The sequence below is a fragment of the Agromyces protaetiae genome, assembly GCF_004135405.1.
Taxonomy (GTDB): Bacteria; Actinomycetota; Actinomycetes; order Actinomycetales; family Microbacteriaceae; genus Agromyces; species Agromyces protaetiae.
Window position 1 is genome coordinate 2771434 of sequence record NZ_CP035491.1, and the last position, 15657, is coordinate 2787090.

A 15657-nucleotide genomic window follows, 5' to 3' on the forward strand; every position below is an offset into this window, starting at 1 on the left:
GTTGGCGACGAAGCCCCGGACGAAAGCGGAAACGCTCGCGTGGTTGCGCACCATCGCGGGTGAGCTGGCGACCCAGACGCTCAAGCGGCTGGAAGACACGCTCCCGTGGTACGGCGACATGCCGCCGAGCCGTCGTTCCGCTGTGGGGCTCGTCGCCCAGGCCGGAATCACGTCGTTCATCGCGTGGTTCGACGACCCGCGGTCGACGCCGTGGATCGCGGCCGACGTGTTCGGCGCGGCGCCGCGTGAGCTCCTCCGCTCGGTGAGCCTGCAGCAGACGCTGCAGCTCATCCGGGTGACGGTCGAGGTCGTCGAGGAACGCATCAAAGACGGCGGCGAAGACCTCCGCGAGGCGATCCTGCTGTACTCGCGCGAGATCGCGTTCGCCGCGGCCGACGTGTACGCCCGCGCCGCCGAGGCCCGCGGGCTGTGGGATGCGCGTCTCGAGGCGCTCGTCGTCGACTCGATCCTCTCGGGCGAGTACGACGACGAGCTCCCGAGTCGCATCGCGGCGCTCGGATGGCACGGTCACGGCGAGGTCGCGGTGCTCGTCGGCACGGCGCCGAAGCAGTTCGACGTCGACCAGGTGCGCCGCGCCGCCCGGCACATGCACGCCGACGTGCTCGTCGGTGTGCAGGGCAACCGGCTCGTCGTCGTCATCGGCCGCTCCGAGCCGCGCGGGCGCGACGGCGCCGAGGGCGAGGAGACGATCGGCACTGCCCCCGCGCTGACCTTCATCGAGATCGCGACCGAGCTCGAGCAGTACTTCGGCACCGGGCATCTCGTCCTCGGGCACGAGGTGCCGAATCTCGTCGACGCCTCGAAGAGCGCCCGTGCGGCGCTCGCCGGCTTCGCCGTCGCTCGCTCGTGGCGGAACGCGCCGCGGCCGGTGCACGCCGACGACCTGCTGCCCGAGCGCGCCCTCGCGGGCGACCCGCTCGCGAAGGCGACGCTCGTGCACCGCATTTACCGGCCGCTCCAGGCGCACTCGACCGAACTGCTGACGACTCTGTGGAGCTACCTCGACAACGGTCGCTCGCTCGAGGCGACGGCGCGCGAGCTCTTCGTGCACCCCAACACCGTGCGGTACCGGTTGAAGCGCGTCTCCGACGTCATCGGCTGGGATGCCACGGGGGCGCGCGAAGCGCTTATCCTGCAGTGCGCGCTCATCGTCGGCTCGATGAGCGACCACGAGGTCTCGCCGCGCCGTCGGCCGCGCGGCTGACGCTCGGGCGGGCATTCTGTACCCCACGCACAAGCCTTCTGCGTAGAGCTTGTCGCGTGGGCACACCCCCGAGCGCGCCGTGATTGGCAAACTGGGGAGGTGATCGTCGTCGTCTGCCCGGGTCAGGGCTCGCAAACCCCCGGCTTCCTCGCTCCTTGGCTCGCCGAGCCCGCATTCGCCGAGCGCCTCGCCGCGCTCTCCGACGCCGCCGAGGTCGACCTCGCACTGCACGGCACCGAGAGCGACGCCGACACGATCCGTGACACCTCGATCGCCCAGCCGCTCATCGTGGCCGCCGGCATCCTGACGCTCGACGCCGTGCTCGCAGGCGACCGCCGCTCGCGCGTCGGCGGGGTCGCCGGTCACTCGGTCGGCGAGATCACGGCGGCCGCCGCGACGGGCGTCTTGAGCGATACCGACGCGATGCGGTTCGTCGCGGCGCGAGGTCGCGCGATGGCGGATGCCGCAGCCGAGGTCGCGACGGGCATGAGCGCCGTGCTCGGCGGAGACGAGGCCGAGCTTCTCGCGAAGCTCGCCGGACTCGGGCTCGAGCCCGCGAACTTCAACGGCGGCGGCCAGATCGTCGTCGCGGGCGCCCTCGATGCGCTCGAGCAACTGAAGGCCGAACCTCCGGCGGGTGCGCGAGTCATCCCACTGCAGGTCGCAGGCGCCTTCCACACGCGCTACATGGCGTCCGCGGTCGACCGCCTCGCGGCCGTCGCGGCCGAACTCTCCCCCGCCGACCCGACGCTCCCGCTGTGGACCAACCGCGACGGTTCGCTCGTCTCGAGCGGCGCGGCGTTCCTCGACCTCCTCGTGGGGCAGGTGTCGTCGCCCGTCCGCTGGGACCTCGACATGGAGGCGTTCGGCGCCGCGGGCGTCACCGGCATCATCGAACTCGCGCCCGCAGGCGCCCTCGTGGGGCTCGCCAAGCGCGGACTCAAGGGCGTGCCGACGGTGGCCGTGAAGACCCCCGACGACCTCGCAGCGGCGCACGCCCTGCTCGACGACGCGGCGTGATCCGTACGCGCCCCGCCGACCCGAGAGAAGAAAGCCGAGCATGACCACCACCCCCACGCTTCAGCAATCCCACGGCCCCGCGTTCACGCGCATCTACGCGATGGGCGCCGCACGCGGCGAGCACGCCGTTCCCAACGACGACCTCGTCGGCCCGATCGACTCGTCCGACGAGTGGATCCGCCAGCGCACGGGCATCGTGACGCGCATGCGCGCGGGCGCCGACGTGCAGGCCGTCGACCTCGCGACGGAGGCCGGCCGCGAGGCGATCGAGCGCTCGGGCGTTTCTCCCGAGCTCATCGACCTCGTCATCGTCGCGACCATCTCGAACGTCCAGCAGACGCCGTCGATCGCGGCGGTCGTCGCCGACCGGGTGGGAGCGAACCCCGCGGCCGCTTACGACATGAACGCGGCCTGCGCCGGGTACGCCTACGCGGTCACCCAGGCCGACGCGCTCATCCGTACGGGTGTCGCGCGCTACGCGCTCGTCATCGGCGCCGAGAAGCTCTCCGACGTCGTCGACCCGACCGACCGCAGCATCTCGTTCCTCCTCGGCGACGGCGCCGGCGCCGCGGTCATCGGCCCGAGCGACACCCCCGGCATCTCGCGAGCGGTGTGGGGCTCCGACGGGTCGAAGGCCGACGCGGTGGGCATGAACCACACGCTCACCGAGTTCCGCGATGGCGCCTCGGAGTGGCCGACACTCCGTCAGGAGGGCCAGACGGTCTTCCGCTGGGCGGTCTGGGAGATGGCGAAGGTCGCGAAAGAGGCGTTGGATGCCGCGGGCGTCGGCCCGGGCGACCTCGCCGCCTTCATCCCCCACCAGGCGAACATGCGCATCATCGACGAGTTCGCCAAGCAGTTGAAGCTTCCCGAGACGGTGGCGATCGCGCGCGACATCGAGACGACCGGCAACACGTCGGCCGCTTCGATTCCGCTCGCGACCCACAGACTGCTCGAGGAACACCCCGAGCTCTCGGGCGGCCTCGCCCTGCAGATCGGATTCGGTGCCGGCCTCGTGTTCGGCGCCCAGGTCGTGGTTCTTCCCTGAGCCGCATCCACCCGTCCACCTAGACTGTGTCTCGGTCAAACGAGACACACCCCCTCGCAAGGAGAAAAACCATGGCGCTGTCCACCGAAGAAGTCCTCGCCGGCCTGGCCGAGCTCATCAACGACGAGACCGGCATCGCGACCGACACCGTCGAGCTGGACAAGTCGTTCACCGACGACCTCGACATCGACTCGATCTCGATGATGACGATCGTCGTCAACGCCGAGGAGAAGTTCGACGTGAAGATCCCCGACGAAGAGGTCAAGAACCTCAAGACCGTCGGCGACGCCGTCAGCTTCATCGTCAAGGCCCAGGACTAGTCGTCCACGGGCGGGCGCTCCGGCGCCCGCCCGCAGGTCGATCCCCGTTTCCCTCCCCCGGAGTGTTTTCGTTATGACCAAGAACATCGTCGTCACGGGCGTCGGCGCGTCCTCGCCCATCGGCGGCACCGCACCCGAGAGCTGGGAAGCGCTGCTCGCCGGCACGTCGGGCGCCCGCACGCTCGAACACGACTGGGTGGCCGAGTACGCGCTGCCCGTCACCTTCGCGGCCGAGGCCCTCGTGCGCCCCGACACCGTGCTCGAGCGCCCGGTGGCGAAGCGCCTCGACCCCTCTGCGCAGCTCGCGCTCGTGGCTGCGATGGAGGCCTGGGCCGACGCCGGCTCCCCCGAAGTCGATCCCGAACGTCTCGGCGTCGAGTTCGCGACCGGTATCGGCGGGGTGTGGACCCTGCTCGACGCCTGGGACACGCTTCGTGAGAAGGGCCCGCGTCGGGTGCTGCCCATGACGGTGCCGATGCTCATGCCGAACTCGGCGTCCGGCAACCTCTCTCTGCACTTCGGCGCCCGCGCCTTCGCCACGACGGTCGCGAGCGCATGCGCGTCGAGCACCGAATCGATCGCGAACGCCGTCAAGCATCTGCAAGACGGACTCGCCGACGTCGTGATCGCGGGTGGTGCCGAATCGGCGATCCACCCGATCACGATCGCGTCGTTCGCGTCGATGCAGGCGCTCTCCAAGCGCAACGACGACCCGGCGACGGCTTCGCGACCGACGAGCATCGACCGCGACGGCTTCGTCATGGGTGAGGGCGCGGGTGTCCTCATCCTCGAGACCGAGGAGCACGCGAAGGCGCGCGGAGCCAAGATCTACGGCTATGTCGCGGGCGGCGGCGTCACTGCCGACTCGTACCACATCACGGCGAACGACCCCGAGGGTCGCGGTGCCGCCCGCGCCGTGAGGCTCGCGCTCGAGCAGGCCGGCGCCTCGCCCGACGACGTGACGCACATCAACGCCCACGCGACCTCGACGCCGGTCGGCGACCCGAACGAGTACCAGGCGCTCAAGGCCGTCTTCGGCGACCGCATCGACGACATCCCGGTGTCGGCGACGAAGGCTTCGACCGGGCACCTCCTCGGCGGCACCGGTGCGCTCGAGGCGATCTTCACGATCCTCGCCCTCCGCGACCGCAAGGCGCCGCCGACGATCAACATCACCGAGCAAGACCCCGAGGTGCCGTTCCGCGTCTCGGGGGACGCGCAAGACCTCGGAGCGGGCGACCAGCTCGCGATCTCGAACTCGTTCGGCTTCGGCGGGCACAACGCGGTCATCGCGTTCCGCTCGGCCTGAGGCAGCGCGTCGCAGACATGAAGCGGCCCCGGCGATCCATCGCCGGGGCCGCTTCATCGCGGTGCGGGGTTTCGCTCGTGCGCCGACCGGGTTCTCCTCACCGATCTTCGCGTCGCGCCACGGCCCGCGCCGCGGGCTTCATCCGACCCGATGCATCCAGACCACCGGGGCGAAGTCGTTCGCATGACGGAAGGGTTCGAGTTCGTCGTCCCATGCCTGCCCGAGGGCGAGGCGGAGTTCGCGGTGGAGCTCGACGGCGTCGTTCGCAGCGATCTCCATGGCGTAGCGCACTCGGTCTTCGGGGATGACGGTGTTGCCGGCCGTGTCGGTCTGTGCGAAGAACACGCCGAGTTCGGGGGTGTGCATCCAGCGTGCGCCGTCGGAGCCGGGCGTGGGGTCTTCGCTCACCTCGTAGCGGAGTTGCTCCCAGCCGCGAAGCGCCGACGCGATGCGCGCTCCGTCGCCGACGCGACCCTCCCACGCGAACTCGGCACGGAGGGTGCCCCGAAGCACGGGCTGTTCGAGCCACTCGAAGTTCACGGGCACGCCGGTGGCCCGGCCGACCGCCCATTCGACGTGCGGGCACATCGCACGCGGCGAGGAGTGCACGAACAGCACGCCTCGCGCGGCGCACTCGGCCCGCGTGACCTTCTCGCCCATCTCGTTCTCCGTTCCCGTGAGGTGCGTCTTCCCCAACGACCTCTGGAACCGACGAGCGGCGTGGTTATTCGATTGGCGACGGCGTGCCGTCACGGCGATTATGCCCCGGATCAGCGGTTCGGACAAGGGCACGGGCCCGACGTGTCGTCGACAGACGGCTGGGCAGAAACCGTATGCTCAGTGAAACTTTCCTGTCCCCTGGAGGCACCAATGGCCGTGCGCGACGCACTGCTCGCCCTGCTCCTCACCGGCCCGGCCTACGGCTTCCAGTTGCACGGCGAACTCGCCCGCCGCACGGGCGGTCGTCGCGAGGTCAACGTCGGCCAGACGTACGCGACGCTCGACCGGCTCACCGCCCGCGAACTCATCGCATCGGCGGGGACGACCGAAGACGGTCTGCCGTTGCATCGGCTCACCGAGGCCGGCGAGCGCGAGGCGCGCGCCTGGCTGGGCGGGGCGGATGCCTCGGGCGCCGACCCGTGGGATGAAACCGTCGATCGCGTCCTCGTCGCTGCCTCGCTGCCGGGCGTCGACCTCGTCGGCGTGCTCGACGGAGAGCAAGCCCGGTGGGAGAAGCGCCGCTCCGAGGCGTCCGATCGCCGTGCGGCGGCGGCGGCAGCCGCGGCCGCAGCTGGCTCCGGCGCCGAAACCGCGCTCCCCGTGCTCGCCGCCGATTCCGGGGTCGCCAGGGCCGACGCCGCGCTCACATGGCTCGAAACGGTACGCGGAGCTCGACCTGCGGCGTTCGGCCCCGACGATGCTCGTCCGAAGCGCGGACGGCGTCCTGGGAAGCGCACGAGCGACCCCGGGACATCCGCCGACCCAGGCTCGGCTCACGCCTCCGCGTAACTCTCGACGATCGCGAGCCCCAGCGGGAACTCGACGGGGAACGCCCCGAAGAGCAGGCGCCCCGCGTCGGCCGCCGACTCGCGAACGGCGTCGGCGACGCGTTCGGCCTGCTCGGCGGGCGTGTGGACGATGATCTCGTCGTGAAGGAAGTACACGAGGTGCGGGGCACTGTCGAAGACCGTCCCGGATGCCTCGGCGCGCGTCACCGCGGCACCGGCGGCGCCGATCTCGGCCAACCGCGAGCGGAGCGCCGCCATCCAACAGAGCGCCCACTCGGCGGAACTGCCTTGGACGACGAAGTTGCGCGTGAAGCGCCCCCACTCTCGGGCGACCGATCGGGCTCGACGCTCGTCGGCCGGGCTCGCGTCGGGCTGCGAGGCTCGCGTCTGCGCCTCCCACCACGCCGGCGGCGGGACAGGCGACGAACGCCCGAGCCGGGTCGTCACCCTGAGTCCGCGCTCGCCGTCGGCCGCGGCGCGATCCACGAGGGCCATGGCTTTCGGATAGGCGCGTGCGAGCCGAGGGACGAGCCGCCCGCTGTCGCCGGTCGTCGCGCCGTACATCGCGCCGAGGAGTGCGACCTTGGCCTGGTCGCGCGTCTCGACGACACCCGAGTCGACGAGCCCCGCGTAGAGATCGCGGCCACGACCTGCCTCGGCCATGCGCTCGTCGAGCGCGAGCCCGGCGAGCACGCGAGGGTCGAGCTGGGCCGCGTCGGCGACGACGAGCCGCCAGCCCGGATCGGCGACGACTGCCCGCCGCACCTGCTTCGGCAGCTGCAGGGCCCCGCCGCCCGAGGTCGCCCATCTGCCCGTCGCCGTGCCGCCCGGCACGTAGTCGGCCCGGAACCTGCCGTCGCGGATCCACTCGTCGAGCCACGCCCAACCGTTCGCCGAGTACAGGCGTGCGAGCTTCTTGTACGCGATGAGCGGAGGGATCGCGGGATGGTCGTGCTCACGGAGCTCCCACCGGCTCGTCGACGCGACGGGCAGCCCGGCGTTGCGGAGGCCTCGGAGCAGATCGATCTGGGAGTCGAGATTGAGCGTCGGCGCGTCGAGCGCCGCTCGCACGTCGGCTGCGAGCGCCGCCATACGGGCGGGCTTGCCGCCGTGCGGCGGGCGGGCGCCGAGCTCGGACTCGAGCACCCCTTCGTGGACGTCGGTACTCCACGGAAGCCCGGCCGCGCGCAGCTCGGCGCCGATGAGGGCGCCTGCGGACTCTGCCGCCAGAAGAACGCGGAGCCGAGCGGGCGAAGTGCTCCCGGCGATGAGCGCATCCTGTCGGCGCAGTTCGGCGACGAGTTCGGCGGCGGTCGGCCGGTCGATCGCCGAGTTCGAGGCGGTTGTCGGCTCGTGTGAGACGGCGGATGCCTCGGCGAGGTCGAAGAGGGTGACTGCAGAGGTCTCGCTCAGCGTCGCGGCCGCGGCGTCGGCGGGCGTCGCCAACCCGCCCTCACCGGGCTCGGCGGGGCCGGGCGGCAGCCAAGACGGGCGCGGCGGCAGGTCGGGGCGCGGGACATCCGTCATCGTCGACTGCTCGAGGATCGCGCCGCACAACCGCAGATCGACGACGCGCTCGACTCGTACCCCGCGTCCAGCAGCCGCGGGTACCACTCTCGCGTGTCGCGCCACACCCACCGCGGCCGCTCGGGCGCAAACCTCGCGACGAGCGCGGGAAGATCGTCGGCGGATGCCTTGGCGAGCACGCCGGATGTCTCGTCGGCAGGCGAATCGTCGGCGGCTGCCACGTCGACGTCGACGAGCACCACGCGGCCGGGTCCGGCCGAACCGATCACGATCCGCACCCCTTCATTCTCGTTCGAACCGCCGACACGCGCCGCGGAGACCCCGCCGCGACCGATGTCGGCGGCCCGAGGCATCCTGTCGGCATGACCCGAATCGACCGCGCATGACCGCAGTGGCCTTCGCCTGCGGCCACGGCGCCGATGATCCCGCCGCCCCGCGGCTCCGCCGCCCCTGCCCCTGTGCATGCTCGTCCACGAGACGCACCGCTCGCGGGCGGAACTGCTGGGCAAGGTCGCCCCCGCGCAACGCACGCGGCTCGCGGCCGAGACGCGCGTCGGGGCAGAATACGACTGGCTCTGCCGTCGCGGGCACGACCGCTACTCCGCGACGGTGCTCGACGTGCTCACGGGCACCGGGTGCGCGAAGTGCCGGGCCAGCGCCGTCGCGCCCGGTGCGCTGCGCGAGGCGGGCGTCGCCTTCATGAGCCCGGGCCTGCGCACCCGCACCTCCCAGACCGAGCAGCGCCTGCGCATCCTGCTCGACGAGCGCCTCGTGCTCCATCACCGGGTGAACGCCGTGGGCATCGCCCGAACGTTCCACGGCCGCACCGAGGTATGGCCCGACATCCTCGTGCCGCAGGTGCGCATCGCGATCGAGTACGACGACCCCGGGCGCTCGGGGCGGGCGCACATCGCGCTCAAAGAGGCATCCGACCTCGACAAAGACGACGCGCTCCGCGAGGTCGGCTGGGAGGTGATCCGCGTCCGCGGCGGCGGGCTCGGCCCGCTCGGGCGAACGAGCATCGTCTGCCGATCGATCACGCCCGCTGTGGCGGACGACGTCGTCTCGCTCATGCGGGAGCTCCGCGGCGATGCCGCGATCGATCGGATCGCCCGTCCGTCGACGATCGGTGGAGAAATCCTGCGCGAGAGCATGCTCCGCCGATAGGGTGAGGGAACCCTCCCCGTCCCCTAGCGCAGAGAGGCCTGCGGCGTGCTCCTTCCCTTCCTGATCGTCGGCGGAATCGGGCTGCTCCTGCTCGTGATCTCGCTGCTGCTCGGCGACGTCTTCGACCACTTCGAGATCGGCGACGGCGCCCTCTCGGGCACGGCGCTCGCGGTCGGCATGGTCGTGTTCGGCGCAGCCGGGGCGATCACCGTGACCTCGGGGCTCGAGATCGTCTGGGCGTACGTGCTCGCGGCCGTGCTCGCCGTCGTCGCGTACGTCGTCGCGGTGCTCAGCATCCGCGCGCTCACGCGCTCGTCCGACGGCGCACCCGCGAGCGCCGTCGGCCTCACCGGAGTGACGACTTCGCCCGTGACGAGCTCGGGCGGCGAAGTCCGCCTCGAGGGCCCCGGCGAGGTCGAGCGCCGCCTCGCATTCGCCGACGCCGAGATCGCCGAGGGCGTGCGCATCCGCGTCGTCGAGCACTCCGGTTCACGCGTCAAAGTCGTCGCCGACTGAGCCGCCACGCGAGTCATCGACCACCCCTCTCCCCCACAGACCATCCGCTCACCCGAACGAAAGGCCGCCGTGCTCGCCCCGAACTCGTCCAGGTCATCGCGATCATCGCGATCGTCATCGCCATCCTCGGACTCCTCACGTTCATCGCCCGCCGCATCCGCCGCGTCCCGCCGAACGAGGCCCTCGTCATCGTCGGCCGCGGCGCCGGCCGCCCCGCCCCCGGCGACGCGCCCGTCAGCCAGCGAGTCGTCATCGGCGGCCGCACGTTCGTGTGGCCGATCCTCCAACAGGGCTTCGCGATCTCGCTCGAGCAGCGCCAGATCGGCATCACCGTCGAGGGCGTCGACAAGAACCGCATCAAGATCGCGATCAAGGCCTCGATCAACTTCAAGGTGAGCGGTACCGAAGACGGCGTCCGCCGCGCGGCTCAGCGCTTCCTCTCGCAGCAAGACCTCCTGACCGAGATCATCAAGGAGTCGCTCGAAGGCTCGCTCCGGTCGATCGTCGGCGACATGACGATCGAACAGATCATCTCCGACCGCAAGGGCCTCTCCGACCGCGTCGTGACCGAGACCAAGGCAGACCTCGCCGAACAGGGCCTCCAGGTCGACCTCCTCAACATCTCCGATATCTCCACCCCCGGCAGCGACTACCTCGCGAACCTCGGCCGCGCCGAAGCCGCGCGCGCCCGACAGGTCGCCGAGGTGAGCGAGGCCGAGGCCGCGCGGGTGAGCGAGTTCGCCCGAATCGACGCGTCCGAGCAGGTCGCCGAGCGACAGAAGGCGCTGAGCCTCAAGCAGGCCACCATCAAAGCCGAGACCGACCGCGCCAACGCCGAGGCCGAGGCCGCCGGTCAGCTCGCGAAGGCCGAACAAGACAAGCTGGTCGCCGTGCAGGAGCGCGACGCGCTCGCCGAGCAGGCGCTTGTGACGCAGGAGAAGCTCGACATCGACATCCGCAAGCCCGCCGAGGCGCAGGCGTACGCCGAGGTGCAGCGAGCGAACGCCCAGCGCGATGCCGCGAACGCCGCGACCGAAGCCGACGCATTCAAGCGCACCAAAATCGCCGAGGCGAACAAGGTCGCCGCCGTGCAAGACGCCGAGGCATCGGCCACCGCCGTGCGCTTCGCGGGTGAGGCCGAGCGCGACCGCCAGGTCGCCCTCGCCGCCGGTATCCGCGCCGACGGTGAAGCGCGCGCCGCCGCGATCCAGGCCGAAGGTCTCGCCGAGGCCGCTGCGACCGACGCGAAGGCCGAAGCCCTCAAGAAGTACGGCGAGGCCGCGCTTGCACAAGAGATCATCTCGCGCCTCCCCGAGATCGTGCGCGCAGCCGCCGAGCCGATCTCGAACATCGGCACCATGACGGTCGTCTCGACCGACGGAGCGAGCGCCGTCACGAAGACCGTCGGCCAGGTGCTGGGTGAGGGCACGGAGGTCGTGAAGTCGCTCACGGGGCTCGACGTCAGCGCCATCCTGGCCGGGCTCGCCGGGAGCCAGTTCGGCAGCAAGGCCGCGGGCGGCGCCTCGGCGGTTCCCCGAAGGCCTGATCCGACGGCGGCGCAGCGCCCCGACGGCGGCGTCGGACACCGAGTGAATCCCCTCGAACGGGTGGAGGCAGTCATTGCCTCCACCCGTTCGTCGTTCGCGGCATGGGCCGAGGCGACGACGATTCGCCCGAGACATCCGAAAACCCCTCGCTTCGATACCGGTTGTTCATCTCAGGTTCCATTCCGAGCACCCCGTTCTCGTAATTCCCGGTCACTTCCAGAGGCTTTCATTTCGATATCGCCGGTTCCGATACCGGCAGTACCGAAACAGAATCCCTCTGAAAGGACCAGACCTCATGCGCGCCCGCGCCCTCTCAGCCCTCGGCCTTCTCGCCCTCGGATCCGTCGCACTTGTCGGATGCTCGAGCGCCGCCGCCGCCGGACCCGCCCCGTCCGACCCCGACGCTCCCATCACGTTCGCGACCACGCCGCTCGGCGACGACCCGACCGCCGAGAACCCCATCGAGGCGTTCGCGGACCTCGTCTCGGCCGAGACCGGTCGCGAGGTCGAGATCATCGACGTGCCCGACTACACGGCGGTCGTCGAAGCGATTCGCAGCCACCACGTCGACATCGGCTTCATGAGCGGCTTCCCCTCGGCTCTCGCCGTCAACACGGGCGAGGTCGACGCGCTCGTCGCGTGGCCCGGCAACGACGACCCGGTGTCGACGTGCCTCGTGCTCGCCGACTCTCCGCTCGAGAGCCTCGAAGACATCACGCCCGAGACGGTCGTCGCCTTCGCCGATCCGGCTTCGAGCTCGGGCTACTTCATGCCCGTCTCAATGCTTCACGAAGCCGGTCTCGAGAAGGACGTCGATTACACGTCGATGTTTTCGGGAGGCCACGACATGAGCTTCATCGCGCTCCAGCAGAAGCAGGTCGACATCGCATGCACGTCGACGATCTTCCCGACCATGACGGGTACCGACCTCTTCCCGTTCCAGCCGGGCGAGACCCGATCGATCGGTGAGAGCGACTCCATGCCGGTCGCGGTCTCGGTGCTCGCCGACCAGAACATCGCAGCCGACAAGCGCGAGTTGCTGCTCGAGGCGCTGCCGAAGGTCTTCGTGTCCGAGAACGCCGAGGCGCTGGGCGCCATGTTCACTGCGATGCAGGGCACCGACCCGATCCTCGAGCCGAAGAAGTCGATCTTCCAACCGTTCGTCGACATCGCCAAGATCGCCGACGTCGACATCTCGGATCTCGGCTGACGGACGTGTCCGCGATGATCGCACCTGCGAAGGCTTCGCCGGCTGGGGGTCCCACCCCGGCGGGCGGGCCCGCCCAGCACACCCAGTCCACCCACGAACCCGGCAACGCGCTTCCACTCGTCTCCGTCCGCGACCTCGCCGTCGCTTACGGAACCGGCCCGCTCGTGCTCGACGGCGTCGACCTCGACCTCTTCCCCCGCGAGATGGTCGCCCTCCTCGGCTCGTCGGGCTCCGGCAAGTCGACCCTCATGAAGAGCCTCACTGGGTTCGCCCCGATCTCCTCGGGCAGCGTCCGCGTCGCGGGCTATGACCTCGCGAATCTTCGTCGGGGCCAGCTTCGCGACGTACGAGCCTCGGTCGGACAGGTCTTCCAGCAGTTCAACCTCGTCGGACGCCTGAGCGTGCTCACGAACGTGCTCACGGGCGCGCTGCACGACGCCGGGCCGATCAACCTCGTCGGCGGGTTCACGAGCGCGCACCGGAAGCGTGCGCTCGAACTCCTCGACCGGGTCGGAATCGCGCACAAGGCGAAGGACGATGCGCGTTCGCTTTCGGGCGGCCAGCAGCAGCGCGTGGCGATCGCCCGCGCACTCATGCAGCAGCCGAAGCTCATCCTCGCCGATGAGCCGGTCGCCTCCCTCGACCCGAAGATGTCGCATCAGGTGCTCGACCTCCTGCGCGGAATCGCCCGGGAGGACGGCATCCCCGTCCTCGTAAGTCTGCACGTCATGCCGCTCGCCCTCGAGCACTCCGACCGGATCATCGGTCTCCGGCACGGCGAGGTGCTCGTCTCCGACTCGACCGAACGGCTCGACGAGTCCGCACTCGAACCCATCTACGCACACGACGACGAAGGAGCATCCGATGACGACGACCTCGTCTGAGCGCCCGCGAACTCGATCACGTGAGGGCTCGGGCCCCCGCCGCGCCGCGCGCCCCGAACTCGACGCGCGCGAGCGGGCACGTCTCGAGCAGGCCTTCCGAGCGCCGCGCACTCGATTCCTCGTCGGCCTCCCGCTCGCCGCCCTGTTCCTCGTCTGGTCCTTCGTCGGCGCGGAGTTCGACTTCGCGAAGCTCGGCGAGGGCACGGTCAACATGGGCGAGTTCCTCGGCAGGCTGTTCCCGCCGAGCTGGGAGAAGTTCGACACGATCGTCGCGCTGCTCATCGAGACGCTCCAGATGGCGATCGTCGGAACGGTCCTCGGCGCGGTGCTCTCGCTCGTCATCGCGTTCGGCGCGGCGTCGAACATCGCCCCGCGCTGGCTCTACTACCCGACGCGCTGGATCATGAACATCATCCGATCGCTGCCCGAGCTCGTCATCGCCCTCATGTTCGTCTCGGCGGTCGGGCTCGGTCCTTTCGCGGGCATCCTCGCCATGACGATCGGGTCGATCGGCTCGATCGGCAAGGTCTTCGCCGAGGCGATGGAGGCGGTCGACCGCGGCCCGGTGACGGCGATGCAGGCGGTCGGCGCGTCCAAGCGCCAGCTCGTCCAGTACGGCGTGCTACCGCAGGCCGCTCCCCTGCTCGTCTCCTACACCCTGCTCCTCTTCGAGGGCAACGTGCGCGGCGCCACCATTCTCGGCATGGTCGGCGCAGGCGGCATCGGCCTCGAACTCACCACCGCGATGAAGATGTACGACTACGGCCACCTGAGCGCAATCGTCATCTGCATCATCGTGCTCGTCACGGTCATCGACCAGGCGAGCGCCATCATCAGAAGGAAGATCACATGACCACCACCGACTTGCCCGTCATCCCCCTCACGGCTCCGGTCAACCTGCGCGACCTCGGGGCATCGCCGTCGCCGACGGCTCAGTCCGCCAAGGATTCGCGATCCGCGCCGACGACCTCACGACGACGACGACAGAGAGCGCCGACGCACTCGTCGCGAACGGCCTCCGTGCGGTCATCGACCTGCGCTCCTACGACGAGGTCGCGGTCACCGGCCGCGGACCGCTCGCGCTGCACGGCGAGGTGAGCTACCACCACGTGCCGTTCATGACGAGCCTCGGTGAGGCGACGGCACACGTCGACCACGAGGCATCCGCCGTTGAAACGCAGGATACCTCGGACGTCGACCCGCTCGATCAGCCCGGCTTCGGCGGCATGTACGTTCGGATGTACGAGGGCGTGGCGTCGCAGATCGTGACCGCGCTCGCCATCATCGCGCACGCCCCCGGCACCGTCGCGTTCCATTGCGCGGCCGGCCAGGATCGCACGGGCGTCCTCGCCGCGTCTCTCCTGCTCGCGCTCGGCGCCGACCACGACGACATCGTCGCCGACTACGCCCGCACGGGCGAGAACTCGGCCGCGATCATGGAGCGACTCGCGCCCGTGATGGCGCCGCTCATGGCCAAGTTCGGGTTCGATCTCGACGAAGCGGCGCGCGCCGCGACGCGCACCGCGTTCTCGGATGTCCCGATGCGCACGCTCCTCGCCGAGATGACCGCCCGCCACGGCGACCCGCTTGCGCCGCTCCGTGCAGCGGGCCTCACCGACGCGCTCATCGAGCGACTGCGCGAACGGGCCGCGGCGTGACCATCGCGATCGACGAGGCCGGGTTCGCGTCTGCACGACGCGGGCCCGGCCGCCCGCGTGCCGAGGGCCACGATGAACGCATCTTCGCTGCCGCGGGCGCTCTGCTCGACCGAGGCGAGGAGGTGACCGTCAGCCGCGTCGTCGAGCTCTCGGGAGTCAGTCGGGCGTCGCTCTACCGCCGGTGGCCGAGCATGACCGATCTCCTCGCAGCGGTCCTCGACGAAGGCCGCGAGGTCCCCGAGATCCCGCTCGACGGCGACCTCCTTGAGAACGTGCTCGTCGCCTACACGTCGCCGCGGGCGGCGGGCCCGAACTTCAGCGAGGATCGCTTTCGCATGCGGCTCCGCCTCGCGCTCACGGACCGGAAGCTCGCGCAGGCGTACTGGCGCTCGCACGTCGCACGTCGTCGCGCGGGCATCACGGCCGTCCTCGAGGCCGGCATCGCTCGGGGCGAACTCCGCGCCGACCTCGACCTCGACGCGTGCATCGACCTGGTCAACGGCGTCTTCTACTACCAGTACGTGGTGCGTGGAGCCTCGTTCGACGACCCTGACGTCGTCGCGCGCTGCCGCGAGGCGGTGCGGGTCGCGTGGCGCGGGATGACGACGGACGAACGGCGCGAGTAGGGCGGACGGGACTTGAACCCGTGACCGAGCGATTATGAGTCGCCTGCTCTGACCGGCTGAGCTACCGCCCCGCGCACCTGCGTGCGGACGAA

Annotated in this window: 16 protein-coding genes, 1 tRNA gene and 1 pseudogene; 14 read left to right on the forward strand and 4 right to left on the reverse strand. The window is 70.5% G+C overall.

Translation table 11 applies throughout. The features are described 5' to 3' along the window. The first annotated feature begins 1 nt into the window (after nucleotide 1). The 5 genes from ET445_RS12890 to ET445_RS12910 all read left to right on the forward strand — a co-directional run bounded on the left by ET445_RS12890 (nucleotide 2) and on the right by ET445_RS12910 (nucleotide 4922). Entirely contained in the window at nucleotides 2-1225 is a 1224-nt protein-coding gene (locus ET445_RS12890) for a PucR family transcriptional regulator (protein ID WP_129191649.1), read from the forward strand. 99 nt (nucleotides 1226-1324) lie between these two features. After that, complete coding sequence (locus tag ET445_RS12895; protein WP_129191650.1) at nucleotides 1325-2245, forward strand: ACP S-malonyltransferase; 921 nt, start codon at nucleotides 1325-1327, stop codon at nucleotides 2243-2245. Nucleotides 2246-2285: 40 nt separating this feature from the next. Continuing rightward, nucleotides 2286-3293 carry a beta-ketoacyl-ACP synthase III gene (locus tag ET445_RS12900; protein WP_129191651.1) on the forward strand — a complete coding sequence of 336 codons (1008 nt, stop codon included), beginning with the start codon at nucleotides 2286-2288 and terminating at the stop codon, nucleotides 3291-3293. A 71-nt stretch (nucleotides 3294-3364) separates the two neighbouring features. After that, on the forward strand, nucleotides 3365-3613 hold the full coding sequence (locus tag ET445_RS12905) for an acyl carrier protein (protein WP_055818711.1): 249 nt from the start codon (nucleotides 3365-3367) through the stop codon (nucleotides 3611-3613). 73 nt (nucleotides 3614-3686) lie between these two features. After that, the gene (locus ET445_RS12910; RefSeq protein ID WP_129191652.1) at nucleotides 3687-4922 is read left to right on the forward strand and encodes a beta-ketoacyl-[acyl-carrier-protein] synthase family protein; all 1236 of its coding nucleotides are present in this window, start codon (nucleotides 3687-3689) and stop codon (nucleotides 4920-4922) included. Between the two features lie 138 nt (nucleotides 4923-5060). Here the strand turns inward: ET445_RS12910 and ET445_RS12915 are convergent, their stop codons facing one another. Then, on the reverse strand, nucleotides 5061-5582 hold the full coding sequence (locus tag ET445_RS12915) for a DUF3145 domain-containing protein (RefSeq protein WP_129191653.1): 522 nt from the start codon (nucleotides 5580-5582) through the stop codon (nucleotides 5061-5063). Nucleotides 5583-5792: 210 nt separating this feature from the next. Between ET445_RS12915 and ET445_RS12920 the strand changes: the two genes are divergently transcribed. After that, nucleotides 5793-6431, forward strand: coding sequence for a PadR family transcriptional regulator (locus ET445_RS12920; protein WP_129191654.1), 639 nt, complete (start codon nucleotides 5793-5795; stop codon nucleotides 6429-6431). On the opposite strand, the gene ET445_RS12925 is transcribed toward ET445_RS12920, so the two are convergent. Together ET445_RS12925 and ET445_RS18485 are read right to left on the reverse strand one after the other, a co-directional pair. Beyond that, on the reverse strand, nucleotides 6416-8068 hold the full coding sequence (locus ET445_RS12925; RefSeq protein WP_341769707.1) for a bifunctional 3'-5' exonuclease/DNA polymerase: 1653 nt from the start codon (nucleotides 8066-8068) through the stop codon (nucleotides 6416-6418). The genes ET445_RS12920 and ET445_RS12925 overlap by 16 nt on opposite strands. After that, complete coding sequence (locus ET445_RS18485; protein WP_341769708.1) at nucleotides 7954-8235, reverse strand: hypothetical protein; 282 nt, start codon at nucleotides 8233-8235, stop codon at nucleotides 7954-7956. The genes ET445_RS12925 and ET445_RS18485 overlap by 115 nt, the downstream gene beginning before the upstream one ends. Nucleotides 8236-8419: 184 nt before the next feature. On the opposite strand from ET445_RS18485, the gene ET445_RS12930 reads away from it, so the two are divergent. The 8 genes and pseudogenes from ET445_RS12930 to ET445_RS12960 all read left to right on the forward strand — a co-directional run bounded on the left by ET445_RS12930 (nucleotide 8420) and on the right by ET445_RS12960 (nucleotide 15565). After that, nucleotides 8420-9124 carry a hypothetical protein gene (locus ET445_RS12930; RefSeq protein WP_129191655.1) on the forward strand — a complete coding sequence of 235 codons (705 nt, stop codon included), beginning with the start codon at nucleotides 8420-8422 and terminating at the stop codon, nucleotides 9122-9124. A 45-nt stretch (nucleotides 9125-9169) separates the two neighbouring features. Continuing rightward, complete coding sequence (locus ET445_RS17300; RefSeq protein WP_165314399.1) at nucleotides 9170-9640, forward strand: NfeD family protein; 471 nt, start codon at nucleotides 9170-9172, stop codon at nucleotides 9638-9640. Between the two features lie 95 nt (nucleotides 9641-9735). Then, nucleotides 9736-11157: pseudogene (locus tag ET445_RS12935) on the forward strand (flotillin family protein); the annotation flags it as partial. 325 nt (nucleotides 11158-11482) lie between these two features. After that, nucleotides 11483-12397, forward strand: coding sequence for a phosphate/phosphite/phosphonate ABC transporter substrate-binding protein (gene phnD / locus ET445_RS12940; protein WP_129191656.1), 915 nt, complete (start codon nucleotides 11483-11485; stop codon nucleotides 12395-12397). A gap of 14 nt (nucleotides 12398-12411) precedes the next feature. Next, entirely contained in the window at nucleotides 12412-13281 is an 870-nt protein-coding gene (gene phnC / locus ET445_RS12945; protein WP_129192557.1) for a phosphonate ABC transporter ATP-binding protein, read from the forward strand. Continuing rightward, the gene (gene phnE / locus ET445_RS12950) at nucleotides 13262-14134 is read left to right on the forward strand and encodes a phosphonate ABC transporter, permease protein PhnE (protein ID WP_129191657.1); all 873 of its coding nucleotides are present in this window, start codon (nucleotides 13262-13264) and stop codon (nucleotides 14132-14134) included. The genes phnC and phnE overlap by 20 nt, the downstream gene beginning before the upstream one ends. Nucleotides 14135-14234: 100 nt before the next feature. Continuing rightward, complete coding sequence (locus ET445_RS12955; protein ID WP_243695408.1) at nucleotides 14235-14939, forward strand: tyrosine-protein phosphatase; 705 nt, start codon at nucleotides 14235-14237, stop codon at nucleotides 14937-14939. Further along, nucleotides 14936-15565 carry a TetR/AcrR family transcriptional regulator gene (locus ET445_RS12960; RefSeq protein WP_165314400.1) on the forward strand — a complete coding sequence of 210 codons (630 nt, stop codon included), beginning with the start codon at nucleotides 14936-14938 and terminating at the stop codon, nucleotides 15563-15565. Before ET445_RS12955 ends, ET445_RS12960 begins: the two co-directional genes overlap by 4 nt. Here ET445_RS12960 and ET445_RS12965 read toward each other — a convergent pair. Continuing rightward, nucleotides 15563-15636 (reverse strand) — tRNA-Ile (locus ET445_RS12965). The two genes, ET445_RS12960 and ET445_RS12965, sit on opposite strands and share 3 nt — an antisense overlap. Nucleotides 15637-15657 lie beyond the last annotated feature (21 nt).